General features: G+C 66.9%; 11 protein-coding genes. 4 read left to right on the forward strand and 7 right to left on the reverse strand.

The features are described 5' to 3' along the window. Window positions 1-137: 137 nt before the first annotated feature. Complete coding sequence (locus tag C1H66_RS08630; RefSeq protein ID WP_102627480.1) at window positions 138-1,004, reverse strand: LysR family transcriptional regulator; 867 nt, start codon at window positions 1,002-1,004, stop codon at window positions 138-140. Window positions 1,005-1,220: 216 nt separating this feature from the next. Here C1H66_RS08630 and C1H66_RS08635 point away from each other — a divergent pair, with 216 nt between their 5' ends. Next, window positions 1,221-1,895 (forward strand): FMN-dependent NADH-azoreductase, encoded by a 675-nt coding sequence (locus C1H66_RS08635; protein ID WP_102627481.1) that lies wholly within the window; start codon window positions 1,221-1,223, stop codon window positions 1,893-1,895. 449 nt (window positions 1,896-2,344) lie between these two features. Next, window positions 2,345-3,217, forward strand: a complete 873-nt coding sequence (locus tag C1H66_RS08640; RefSeq protein ID WP_102627482.1) for a LysR family transcriptional regulator — start codon at window positions 2,345-2,347, stop codon at window positions 3,215-3,217. On the opposite strand, the gene C1H66_RS08645 is transcribed toward C1H66_RS08640, so the two are convergent. Continuing rightward, complete coding sequence (locus C1H66_RS08645) at window positions 3,201-4,691, reverse strand: AlkA N-terminal domain-containing protein (RefSeq protein WP_102627483.1); 1,491 nt, start codon at window positions 4,689-4,691, stop codon at window positions 3,201-3,203. The genes C1H66_RS08640 and C1H66_RS08645 overlap by 17 nt on opposite strands. A 75-nt stretch (window positions 4,692-4,766) precedes the next feature. Further along, a complete protein-coding gene (locus C1H66_RS08650; protein WP_102627484.1) occupies window positions 4,767-6,182 on the reverse strand; it encodes an aminotransferase-like domain-containing protein in 1,416 nt (471 codons plus the stop codon). 167 nt (window positions 6,183-6,349) lie between these two features. Between C1H66_RS08650 and C1H66_RS08655 the strand changes: the two genes are divergently transcribed. Further along, complete coding sequence (locus C1H66_RS08655; RefSeq protein WP_102627485.1) at window positions 6,350-6,514, forward strand: DUF1127 domain-containing protein; 165 nt, start codon at window positions 6,350-6,352, stop codon at window positions 6,512-6,514. An 88-nt stretch (window positions 6,515-6,602) separates the two neighbouring features. Here the strand turns inward: C1H66_RS08655 and C1H66_RS08660 are convergent, their stop codons facing one another. Continuing rightward, a complete protein-coding gene (locus C1H66_RS08660; protein WP_205738644.1) occupies window positions 6,603-7,355 on the reverse strand; it encodes a TIGR01458 family HAD-type hydrolase in 753 nt (250 codons plus the stop codon). A 198-nt stretch (window positions 7,356-7,553) separates the two neighbouring features. Here C1H66_RS08660 and C1H66_RS08665 point away from each other — a divergent pair, with 198 nt between their 5' ends. Beyond that, window positions 7,554-7,892: an MmcQ/YjbR family DNA-binding protein gene (locus C1H66_RS08665; RefSeq protein ID WP_102627487.1), complete on the forward strand. Its 339-nt coding sequence runs from the start codon at window positions 7,554-7,556 to the stop codon at window positions 7,890-7,892. A 452-nt stretch (window positions 7,893-8,344) separates the two neighbouring features. Here C1H66_RS08665 and fusA read toward each other — a convergent pair whose 3' ends face one another. From fusA to C1H66_RS08685, 3 genes are all read right to left on the reverse strand, one after another. Further along, window positions 8,345-10,387, reverse strand: coding sequence for an elongation factor G (gene fusA, locus C1H66_RS08675; protein WP_102627496.1), 2,043 nt, complete (start codon window positions 10,385-10,387; stop codon window positions 8,345-8,347). A gap of 48 nt (window positions 10,388-10,435) precedes the next feature. Then, entirely contained in the window at window positions 10,436-11,263 is an 828-nt protein-coding gene (locus C1H66_RS08680) for a hypothetical protein (protein ID WP_102627489.1), read from the reverse strand. 185 nt (window positions 11,264-11,448) lie between these two features. Continuing rightward, window positions 11,449-11,968, reverse strand: a 520-nt coding sequence (locus C1H66_RS08685) for an Lhr family helicase (protein ID WP_423133081.1), incomplete at its 5' end; no start/stop codon positions are given.

Consider the following 11,968-nt stretch of genomic DNA (forward strand, 5'->3'; position numbering starts at 1 on the left):
AGAGATCACCGAATCGATACACGCCGATATTCATCGACGATGCGGCCCTACCCGGCCACATCGTGCTCGGCAGTGTGTTCAACCAGCGTTGCTGTTTTCCTGCCCTCAGGTTCTGTACGAAAAGTCAGCACGAACGCTCAGGCCGGCTCGGCCACCCGGGAAACCACCAGGTGCTCGGCAATGCTGTCCGCCAGTGCCGCCAACACTGCCTGGTCGCCGGCCGGGCTGGTCATGAGCATGAACTCTGCATCGGGCAAGGCGGGAAGACCATGCTCCGACGTCAAGGCCACCAACCCCGGGGTCAGTTGACTGGCCGGCATGGGGGCCAGGGCGAAGCCGCTCTCGGCCGCCGCTCGCAGGCTGGCACCACTCATGCACAGCATGGCCGTGCGCTGGGCAATGCCCGACAACGCCAGTTTCGTCAGGGCGGCTTCCCGGTAGGGGCACGGCTCGGGAAACAGGGCCAGAGGCAGGGGGGCCGACAAACGGACCGGAGCCCGCTCGGCCCAGGCCCATACCAGGGGTTCGCGCCACAGCAACCGCCCCGGTTCGTGCGTTCCGCACTGGGCCCCCAGAACCAGGTCCACGTCTCCCCGCTTCATCGCCGTGACCATATCGCCGGGGATGCCGACACGAACCCCGATATCGACCCCCGGGTTGTCATCCATGAAGCCCTTCAGTGTCTGCAGCAGCAGCGGATGCGCGCAGTCCTCGGCGACCCCCAGGCGTACGTTGCCCTGATACGTCGATCGCGAGAGTTGCGTCATGGCATCCCGGTTCAGGGCGAGAATCGCGCGAGCATACCCCGCCAGGCATTCACCATCCGGCGTCACTTCGAAGGCCCGTGTGGTGCGCTGCAGTAGCGGCTTGCCGACCTGAGCTTCCAGTCGGCGCAGATGGCCGCTGATCGCCGGCTGGGTCAAGTGAAGACGCTGGGCGGCCCGAGTGAAGCTCCCTTCGTCGATGACGGCGACAAAGCTCCTCAGCAATAGTAGATCGAGCATGGGCATATCATTCCGTGATAAATATTGTCACGCCATCTTATATATCGTTCAGGCAGCTCCGGCATGCACCGCCCCATTTTTCTGTTCTTCTGGAGAATAGCAGAAGCTCGGAAAGTTACACATATGGCTTCATTATCAATACCATCATGTAACTCAATTTATATTTTCTTATGCGACATGTTGGCATATGGTGTCCCCACACAGGAGTCACTGACAATGACCACCATCCTGCATATCGAGTCTTCCCCGCGCAAGCAACGCTCCGCATCCTTGGAGGTTGCCCGAGAGTTCATCTTTCACTATCGGCAATGCCATCCGTCAACAGCGGTCAAGAGCCTGGACCTCTGGAGTGCGAGCCTGCCTGAATTCGATGAAGATGCCATGGCAGCAAAATACGCCGGCCTCAGCGGTGCCTCCCTGACCGCGGCCCAGGAGCATGCCTGGAATGAGCTACGCTCCCGGGCGGCGCCCCTGCATGAGGCGGACATCCTGGTCTTCTCCGTCCCCCTCTGGAATTTCAGCATTCCCTATAAACTCAAGCACTTCATCGACCTCGTCTCGCAGAAGGACATCCTCTTCTCGTTCGACCCCGAGACAGGATTCGGCGGGCTGCTGGAGAACAAGAAGGCGGTTGTCGTCTACGCGAGAGGCCTCAACTATATGAAGGGCTCCTTCACGCCTGCACAGGAGTTCGACTTTCAGAAACCCTACGTCGAGGCATGGCTGAAGTTCATCGGCATCACCGATGTCTCCTCCTTGATCGTCGAGAAGACGCTGTTCGGCCATGACGTCGATACGGAAGCCAGGGCGTTGGCCAACCGCCAGGCCCAGCAACTCGCCGCCACCCTTGCGTCTCCTCAGCACACCAAGCCGTCGCCTTCGCTCACCTGACCCCTGAGCGGCCGTCCCGGGCGCGGACGTGTCTCGAGCCCGGGGCGCAAGCCTCCGCACCAGGTCAGGTGCTGCCGGACAGCGACGGGGAACGTACTCCATGGCGCTCGGCCACCAGCGGCGGCTTCCGCTCTTGCCCCGGGCCCTGATCGAGTACTGGGCCCGATGCGTCCCGCCGGCCCCGGCTCACCATCGCGGCCTCCCACGGCCCTGCCACGCGGGTCGTGATCCGGGGGTCGTGGCAATGGCTCAACAGCATGGTGATTAGTCAATACCGCCATCAATTCGGCAAGCACATATGAAATTCAGCCGAAAAACCCCACCCAGGGCATTATTTTTATCGGGCAATTGATCCTCTCCGCTCTTCTGGCATATCGTTGCCCGTTCTGCATGGCATTAGAAACTGGGTTAAATAACAACACTCGATGCTATTCATCATGGAATGATATATGTTAAACCCACTGCTGCTGAGAAGCTTCGTCGCCATCATCGACGAGGGCAGTTTCACTCGGGCCGCCCAGCGTCTTCACTTGACCCAGCCGGCGATCAGTGGACATATCCGGCGCCTCGAAGCACAAGTCGGCAAGCCACTGTTGCGACGCACCACTCGCTCGTTCGAGGTGACGCCGGACGGCGAATGGCTGATGGGATATGCGCGTGCCATTCTCTCGCTGGCTCAGGAAGCCATGGCCCAACTCTCACGTTGCTCCTTTCAGGGCAGAGTGCGCATCGGCATTACCGAGGACTTCGCACACTCCCACCTGCTGGGCATGCTGCAGGCGTTCATGTGGGACAATCCGGACATCGGGATCGAGGTACAGGTCGGGATTCCCGGCGGCCTGATCAAGGCCATGAAACAGGGGTATGTGGACCTGGTCATTGGTGCACGCGGGGGAGCACATGAAACAGGCCGGCTGCTCTGGCGCGAGCCGCTGGTATGGGCATGGAAAGAACGAGACGAGCATCACCTCCCCTCGCCGCTACCCTTGGCCCTGTTTCCCGAGCCCTGCCCCTACCGGGAAGCCGCCCTGACGAGGCTGGCGCTATGGGGCTTCGCTCAGCGTACCGCCATGCTGTGCCTGAGCAACGCAAGCCTGCACGCCGCCGCCGCGACAGGCTTCGCCATCGCGCCGATGCCGGCCAGTCAATTGACTCCAGGGCTGGTGGCCCTGACCTCTGACCATGGCCTGCCACCGCTGCCGGACACCGAGTTCATGGTGACCATCAACCCCGGGGGCGATCAACCGGTCTTGACCGCGCTCGCCGATAGCCTGGTCGAGAGTTTCGCCTTGCCCTCCTCGCCGCTCACCGCGCCCGCCTGAGGCTCGGCCGGCTCGCAGTAGCCGCATCGGCATGCCACAGGTGCATCACCGCATAGGCGCGCCAGGGCCGCCAGGCCTCGGCTCGCGCCAGCAGGCCCCGCGCGGTCGGGCGCCGGCCGTCGACCACCAGCGCACGCTGCAGCGCCACGTCCGAGGCCAGGAAGGCGTCGTTCTCCTGCAGGGCGCGCATGGCGATGTAGTGCGCCGTCCAGTCGCCGATCCCCGGCAGGTCACGCAGCCGGGCGATGGTCTCCGCGAGATCGTGGCGCCGATCGAACAGCCGCGGCTCGGCCCGATACGCCGACGCCAGCTGCACCAGGGCCGCCGCCCGGGCACCGGGCATGCCGATGGCCGCGACGGTCTCCAGCGTGAAGCGTTCGGGCAAGGGAAACAGCCGGTCCAGGCCGGGCACCCCCGCGTCCTCCGGCAATCGATCGCCCAGGCGATCGACGAGACGTTCGGCCAGGCGCGTGGCCGCCCCGACGGTGACCTGCTGGCCGAGGATCCCGCGCACCGCGACCTCGAAGGCGTCCCAGCCGCCCGGCACTCGCAGCCCGGGGCGTGCCTGGACCAGCGGCGCCAGTGCCTCGTCGCGGCTCAGCGCCCGCCGGATCGCCTCGGGGTCGGCCGCCAGGTCGAACAGCCGCCGTACCCGGGCGATGATCCCCGGCAGCGCGTCGAGGCGAGGAAAGCGGATGGACACCCGCAACGCCGCCTCCCCCGGCACATGGGTCACCGCGATCTCGCCGATCTCGGCCCCGAGGCGAATGGTGCGGCGATAACGGTTACCGTCGACCACTTCGAGACCCCGGACCGCCCGCACGCCGAGAAACCCCAGCATCGCCTGCCAGTCGTAGGGCGGCCGATACGGCAACAGCAGGGAGATGTCCGGCCTGGTCGGTGCCCGATCGGCACCGCGCCGGCCCCGCAGCGTGCCAGGGGCGCGGCCGTAGAGCCGCCGGAAGATCTCGTTGAAGCGCCGCACGCTGCCGAAACCGCTGGCCAGCGCCACCTCGGTGATCGGCAGATCGGTCTGGTGCAGCAACTGCTTCGCCAGCAGCAGCCGACGGGTCTGGGCGACCACCACCGGTGCGGCGCCGACATGCCGCAGGAACAGCCGCCGCAACTGCCGGGCGCCCAGCCCCAGTCGATCCGCCAGGGCTTCGACACTACCGCCATCCAGCGCGCCCTCCTCGATCAGCCGCAATGCTCGGGCCACCGTCGTCGAGGTGCCAGCCCAGGCGGCGGAATCCGGTGCGCTTTCCGGGCGGCAGCGCAGGCAGGGCCGGAAGCCGGCGGCCTGGGCCGCCGCGGCCGAGGCCACGAAGGCGCAGTGCTCGAGCTTCGGCGGCGGTGCCGGACAGACGGGCCGGCAGTAGATGCGCGTGCTCTTCACGCAGGTGAAGAAACGCCCGTCGTAACGGGGATCGCGCGCCAGCAGCGCCCGATAACAGGTATCCGGAGTCAGGTTCATGGGCTCAAGTCTAGCCGCGCCTGCCGACTTTACCGGCGGCTTTCGGACCCGGTTACCGCGCCTTGGCGCCGAGCGTCAGGACAAGAGCTCGGAGACCATCTCACCGACCCGACGCACCCCCGCCTCGACCCGCGCCGTCAGCGGCGAGGCGTAGTTCAGGCGCAGACAGTGGCGGTACTTCCCTGAGGCCGAGAACAGCGAACCGGGGGCGATATGCAGGTGCTCGACGGCCAGGCGCTCGTTGAGTCGCACGCAATCGACGGCACCGGGCAGCTCCAGCCACAGCAGGAAGCCCCCCTGGGGGTCGCTGATGCCGGTACCTGGAGGAAAATGACGCTCCACCCAGGCGATCATCACATCGCGGTGGCATCGGTACTGGCGGATCATCTCCCGCAGGTGGCGCTCGTAGTAACCCTGGGCGACGAACTCGGCCACCGCACGCTGCGGCAGGGTCGCCGAGGCGCCGGTGGAGACATACTTCATGTGCAACACCTGGTCACGGTAACGCCCCGGTGCCACCCAGCCAACCCGCAAGCCTGGCACCAGCGTCTTGGAGAAGGCGCTGCACAGCAGCACCCGGCCATCGCCATCGAAGCTCTTGATGGTACGTGGACGCGGTGAGGTGAAGGCCAGGTCCCCGTAGATGTCGTCCTCGATGATCGCCACATCGAAACGCTGGGCCAGGGCCACCAGGTCCCGCTTTCGTGACTCCGGCATCGTGTAGCCGAGTGGGTTGTTGCAGGTCGGGGTCAGTTGGATGGCGCGGATCGGCCACTGCTCCAGCGCCAGCTCCAGTGCCTCCAGGCTGATGCCGGTCCGGGGATCGGTGGGAATCTCCAGCGCCTTGAGTCCCTGGGCCTTGAGGATCTGCATGGTGCCGTAGAAGCTCGGTGAATCTACCGCCACCACGTCGCCGGGTGAGGTCAGGGTCCGCAGGCTGAGCGACAGGGCTTCCTGACACCCGGTGGTGATCAGGATGTCGTCGGGGTGCAGCAGGCAACTGGACGCCGCCATCAGGCGGGCAATCTGCCGTTGCAGTTCCCGGCTACCCGCCAGGTTGTCGTAGTTGAGGCCACGCGCGTCGACACCCCGGTACAGGGTGGCCAGCAAGCGTTGCAACGGCCTGAGCGTCGCCGCCTCGAGGTCGGGAATACCCCGCCCGAGCATCAGCATCCGATCCTCGGCCGGCGCCCCTCTCACCAGTTCCAGTACCTGATCCCACTGCGAGACGTCCAGCGGCCGCTGGGCCGGCCGCGTGACCCTGGGCAGCACCCCGGGCGTCGTCCGGGTCAGGGCGTAGTAGCCGGACCGAGGCCGTGCCTCGGCCTGGCCGGTTTCCTCCAGCCGGCGATAGGCCGCCTGGGCCGTGGAAACGCTGACCCCCTGCTCATGGCACAGGGCCCGGATCGACGGCAGGCGATCCCCGGTCCGGTACAGCCCCTGCTCGATGCGCTGGGCCAGCGTCTGCGCCACCCGCTCATAACGCTTGATGACAGTCTCTCCAGAGTCCAGATCAGATCGGTACAGATTAGCTCACAACAGGATCATTCTGTGGCCATTATTCCCATCTGTACCGAATAACTATAATTATCCTGTATCTGTATCGAAAAGCGGCCCGGCCATAGCCTGTCAGGGCACCCCGACAGGAGAGCCCGACCATGTCCTTCGACCGTGTCACCACCCTGTACGCCGCCTTTCGCCAACAATGCCAGCGACGCCGTTCGCGACGCCGGCTCGCGCAGCTCGATCCGCATCTGCTCGACGACATCGGCATCAGCCGCGCCACCGCCGAACGCGAGGCCCGCAAGCCCTTCTGGAAATGACGCCAACGCGCGAAAGCCGGCATGGAGACGGTCGTCGGGCCTCTTGCCATCGGGACGCCTGCTCCATGATTCGTGCTCGAAGTGGCGCTTATCGAGGCGCCAACTGGGTCACCAGTTCGGCCAGGCAGGCCCCGATCGATGCCTCCGGGGCACGCAGCTCATCGCCTGCACGATACTTGCCGGTCCGGACCAGCGCACCGCCCATGCCGATATTCATGGCCGCCGCCACATCGGCTTCGGCATCATCGCCGACCATCAGCGCATCCTCCGCGCCGACGCCGACATCCTCGAGCACGGCCCGGAAGAAGCCCGCCGCCGGCTTGCCCAGCACCACGGCCTCGGTGTCGGCGGCATATTCGAGAGCCTTGACGAAGGGGCCGACGTCCAGGTGCAGGCCACCGTGCTGGCGGAAATAACGGTTGGTGCCCACCGCCAACAGCGGCGCCCCCTGCTGGAGCACCCGAAAGGCCTCATCGAGATGCCGATAGTCCAGTCGATGCTCGGCATCGCACAGCACCACCGCATCGGGGTCGGCGACGTTCAATCCGTCGAACTCCGGCTCGAGGGCCTCGTGAACCAGCAGGTAGGGGCGCAACCGGTGCCGCTCGAGATAGCGTCGGACGGCGGCCGGTGCCGTGAAGACCTGTTGCCGTTCCAGCTCGAAGCCCATCTCCAGCAGCTCGGCATAGACGGTAGCGCTGGTCTTGCGGGAGGTATTGGTCACGAAGCGTAGCGCCAGGCGGGAAGCCTGCAGCCGCGCCACCGCCTCCACGGCACCGGGCAGCGGTACCCCGTCCTCGTGCAGCACCCCGCTGATATCGAGCAGAACCGCCTGCAGCATCTTCACTCCCCCTTCTTCCCTGCCCCTTCTCCAGCCTAGCAGGCAGCGGTGGGGAAGCGTGCTCCGACAGTCGCCGACCGCGCCTGCCTGTCGGGTGCCTCGTCGCGGCGTCACGGGTGTGCCGACAAGGAAAGCCGCCCGATAAGGTCCTATCCTGAAATCGAGGCAAATGACCCGGATGATCGCCAGGAGACCGTCATGACAGACACGGATTTCCGAATGCTCGCGATGGGGCTACCCGGCGCGGTGGAGCACGCCCACATGAACCATCCCGACTTTCGGGTCAGCGGCAAGATCTTCGCCTCCCTGGGCTACCCCGACGACGCCTGGGGCACCGTCATGCTGACGCCGGAGGAACAGCAGCACTTCATCGCGGAGAACCCCGAAGGGTTCCAGCCCGCGCCGGGCGAATGGGGTGAGCAGGGCTGCACCAGCGTGCACCTGGCCTCGGTGGATCATCACCAGGTGCGCGCCGCCTTGATCGCCGCCTGGCGCGACAAGGCCCCCAGGCGCATGACAGAACACTTCCAGGAATAGGTCCGAACCGGCACGCCCGGGCCGCGGCCCCGTCGCTCGGCGGCCCCGGCAGGCCATCGTACCGGGGCTGGCGCCACCGGGCGGGCTGGCGTGCGCTCGAACAACTCCTCTCTCGAACGACTCGAAGTGAATAGGCAACGCCCTGTCATCGACACCGCGAACGCATGGAACCGTGACAAACCGGATGCTTGGCAATGTGGGCTGGAGCCTGGGGCAAGAAAGGCACCCAACCTGATGCTTGTCGTGACCGTCGAAGCGGCTTTCATGCACTGCCCCAAGTGCATCGTACGCTCGTACCTGTGGAGCCCGGCACATTGGCCCGACACCCGGAAGGTACCTTCGCTTGCCGAGGCGATGGTGGCACACGGGGCTCTCGACGACAGCGTGCCTCACATGCAAGCGATCATCGACCATGACGGACGGCAACGGCTGTATTGATGATGCGGGCCGGGCTACTCCTCCTCGGTGGGCCGATAGGCCTGCATCAGCCGGCGCTGGACGGGCTCGGGGGCCGGTTCGTAGTGGCTGAACTGCAGGGAGTAGCTGCCGGCACCTCCGGTCAATGCATTGAGCCGGTTGGAGTAGTCGGCGATCTCCGCCAGCGGCACGACCGCCTGGATGCTGACCTGATCGCCATGGTTGCTGGTGTCCTGGATGCGCCCGCGACTCGCGGCGAGATCCGCGGTGAGATCGCCCATGGCGCTGCTCGGCCCCTCGACCACCAGCTCCGCCACCGGCTCGAGAACCACCGGGCTCGCCTTGCGCACCGCGTCGAGGAACGCCTTGCGACCGGCGATGACGAAGGCGATCTCCTTGGAGTCCACCGGGTGGGTCTTGCCATCGTGCACGGTGACCCGGATGTCCTGCAGCGGGTAGCCGGCCACCGCCCCGCTGGCCATGGCCTGGCGTACGCCCTTCTCCACCGCCGGCAGCAGCGAGCCCGGGATCACTCCGCCGCGGATGGTATCCACGAACTCGAAGCCGGCCCCGCGCGGCAGCGGCTCGACGCGCAGGAACACCTCGCCGAACTGCCCGGCCCCGCCGGTCTGTTTCTTGTGCCGGCAGTGCCCCTCGGCGGGGGCGCCGATGGACTCCCGATAGGCGATGGAGGGCGTGCTGGTCTCGACCTCCAGCCGGAAGCGCTCGCGCAGCCGCTCCAGAGCGGTGCGCAGGTGCAGCTCGCCCAGGCCGCGCAGTACGATCTCCTGGGTGGTGGCGTCCTGCTCCACCTCGAGCCCCCGATCCTCCTCGACCATCCTGGCCAGGGCTTCCCAGAGCTTCTGCTCGTCACCATGGCGGGACGCCTGGATCGCCAGGCCGAACACCGGAGCGGGCAGCGCCACCGGGCGCAGGTGGATATGGTCCTCGTCATGGGAGTCGTGCAGCACGCTGTCGAAGGTCACCTCATCGACCTTGGTCAGGGCACCGATCTCGCCGGGGCCCAGGCGCTCGGCGTCGAGATGCTCGCCGCCCTGCAGGCGGAACAGGGTGCCGACCCGGAACGGCTTGCGGGCCTCGCCGGCAAACAGCCGGGTGTCGCGGGTGACAATGCCCTGGTGGACGCGAAACACCGCCATCTTGCCGAGAAAGGGGTCGTGTTCGATCTTGACCACGTGGGCCAGGACGTGGGCATCCGGGTCGGGGCGGGCCCGATACTCCCGGATGCCCTGCCCGTCGTCGCGCAGGAAAGGGGGTGGATTGCCCTCCAGGGGATTGGGCATCAGCCGCGTGAAGACGTCCAGTAGTTCGCGGACCCCGGCGCCGCTGGTCGCCGAGGTGAAACAGACGGGCACCAGATGCCCGTCGCGCAGGGCGGCCTCGAAGGGGTCGTGGAGCTGCGCGGGGTCGAGCTCCTCGCCCTGCTCGAGATAGAGCGCCATCAGCTCCTCGTCGAGTTCCACCACCTGGTCGACCAGCATCTCGTGGGTCTCGGCCACGGAGGAGAAGTCTGCCTCGCCGGCGGGGGTGAAGAAGCAGTCCGCCACCGCCCGGGCCCCCTGCGACGGCAGATTGAGCGGCAGGCACTCGGCACCGAAGGTGGCACGGATCTCCTCGAGCAGGGCGGGCAGTGCGGCGGGTTCGGCATCGATCTGGTTGACGACGATCAGCCGGCACAGCCCCCGCTCGCCGGCCCACTGCATCATCCGCCGGGCGCTGGCCTCGATGCCGCGGCCGGCGCTTACCACCACCGCGACGGTCTCGACGGCCGGCAGGATGGAGAGCGCCGCCCCCTGGAAGTCGGCCAGGCCGGGAGTATCGACCAGGTTGATCCAGGTCTTTCGCCACTCGACACCCAGCACAGAGGCACTGACCGAGTGCTGCAACGCCTTTTCCTGTGCCGAGGAATCGCTGACCGTGGAGCCCTTCTCCACGCTGCCCGCCACGGCGACCGCCCCGGCCGCCGCCAGCAGCGCCTCGGCCAGGGTGGTCTTGCCGGCACCGGACGGACCGGTCAGGGCCACATTACGGATACGTTCAGGGGGTCGCTCGGGCATCGCCATACCCTCCATGCCGGCCCATATCATGATGGATGCACGATCTCCCTAGAAGGGTAGCAGCCGGTGGGGGAAACGGAGGAGCGAGCCACCGTTACGGCATGCTTCGTCCGCGGAAGTGATGGCGCTCGATGCCACCGCGAATGGGCGCGCGCCGCTGGAAGTGCCGGTGTTCGAAGCCGCGGCGAATCTCCTTCCGCCGCTGGACGCCCTGATGCTCGATGCGATACGAAGGGGCGCGCGCCGCTGGAAGTGATGGGGCTCGATGCCGCGGTGGGACGGTGCAAACCGCTCGCGTTCGAACCGACGTGGGCCGAAGTCGACCGCCGGCGAATGCATCCGGCCGGGGGTCCCGAACCTCATGTCGTCGTGCCGCCGGATCGGATGCCGGATGACGCGGCCGGGACGTTCGAACCGACGGGGGCCGATGTCGACCGCCGGCGAGTGAATCCGGCCGGGGGTCCCGAACTTCACGTCGTCATGTCGCCGCGTCCGGTGCCGGATGCCTCGGTCGGAATGCCGCGGCACGTGACGCCAGCGGTGGCCGTCGTGGTGCCGCACCCCATGCCGCGGAGTGATCACGACCGTCCCCGGTGGATGCCGATGCATATGCGTCACCCCATGGCGGTGGTGCCGGTCGAAGGTGCCGAAGGCGAACTGCGTCGACACCAGGCCCCCGCGACGCCACAGGATGTCGACATGCACCGAAGAGCTCGCCACCATCCGGGCAGAAGGCGACAACCCATCGGGATGGAGCGCGCTCGAGTGCAATGCCGGTGACGCTTTCGCGGCAGACGGGTCCTGGGCAGACAGGGGAGATACCGCCATGAACAGGAACAGCCAGGGGGCGAGTACCAGCCTGGCGAGGACACGCATGGGTCACACCTCCTCGGCGGGCAGGCCTGATCAGGAAGGACCACGCGACTCGTTTCCGCATCAAGCGCGCACACCGCTTTCCGGCGCCCGGGCGCAGGGCAGCGCACGCGTGTGGCGCTCCCGCGGCGGGGGCTCGGTGTCGACTAGATAGGACCTTCGTCGCCCCCGCTTCGTTCCCCTGGCGGTCACGCCGGGCGGGGAGCCCGCGCCTCGGAGGAGAGCGACCGATAGCCGGGGCCGCGCCGCAGCTGCTGCGTCGCCTGCCACTGCTCGGCGGCAGTCAGCACCGCCAGGAAGTGGACCTCGCCGTTGTGCAGTACCGCCTCCGGCACGCCGTCGCGGTAGCGCAGGCGGTTGCCCGCCACCGCCGGCAGGCGCGAACCAGGGGTGAGAATCCCCAGCAGGTTGAGTGGGTCGGCGGCCGACACCACGACGTGGGTCTCATCCGGGTCGCGCTTGCGCATGAGCTTGAGCGCGCCCACCGCCTCCGGCAGCGCGAACTGCTCGCCGGCGAACTGCTGCACGAAGCGCCCGCCGCGGATCTCGCCGCGTGCCTCCAGCCGGCGATAGACATACAGCAGCTCACGCCACGGCGGCAGCGCCGGCTCGCGCTCCAGGACCCGCCGGAACACCACGCCGTAGCGGCCGAGCAGCACCCAGGCGATATGCTCCAGGCTCTCCATAGCGGTATTGATGCGACGCTTC

The sequence above is a fragment of the Halomonas heilongjiangensis genome (assembly GCF_002879645.1).
Lineage (GTDB): Bacteria > Pseudomonadota > Gammaproteobacteria > Pseudomonadales > Halomonadaceae > Halomonas > Halomonas heilongjiangensis.

Bases quoted from the DNA above. Each gene is read 5' to 3' on its own strand.
- C1H66_RS08635 (WP_102627481.1), top strand. From the start codon at position 1,221: ATGACCACCATCCTGCATATCGAGTCTTCCCCGCGCAAGCAACGCTCC.
- C1H66_RS08665 (WP_102627487.1), top strand. From the start codon at position 7,554: ATGACAGACACGGATTTCCGAATGCTCGCGATGGGGCTACCCGGCGCG.
- C1H66_RS08645 (WP_102627483.1), bottom strand. From the start codon at position 4,691: ATGAACCTGACTCCGGATACCTGTTATCGGGCGCTGCTGGCGCGCGAT.
- C1H66_RS08680 (WP_102627489.1), bottom strand. From the start codon at position 11,263: ATGCGTGTCCTCGCCAGGCTGGTACTCGCCCCCTGGCTGTTCCTGTTC.
- C1H66_RS08655 (WP_102627485.1), top strand. From the start codon at position 6,350: ATGTCCTTCGACCGTGTCACCACCCTGTACGCCGCCTTTCGCCAACAA.
- C1H66_RS08630 (WP_102627480.1), bottom strand. From the start codon at position 1,004: ATGCTCGATCTACTATTGCTGAGGAGCTTTGTCGCCGTCATCGACGAA.
- C1H66_RS08640 (WP_102627482.1), top strand. From the start codon at position 2,345: ATGTTAAACCCACTGCTGCTGAGAAGCTTCGTCGCCATCATCGACGAG.
- C1H66_RS08660 (WP_205738644.1), bottom strand. From the start codon at position 7,355: ATGCTGCAGGCGGTTCTGCTCGATATCAGCGGGGTGCTGCACGAGGAC.
- fusA (WP_102627496.1), bottom strand. From the start codon at position 10,387: ATGCCCGAGCGACCCCCTGAACGTATCCGTAATGTGGCCCTGACCGGT.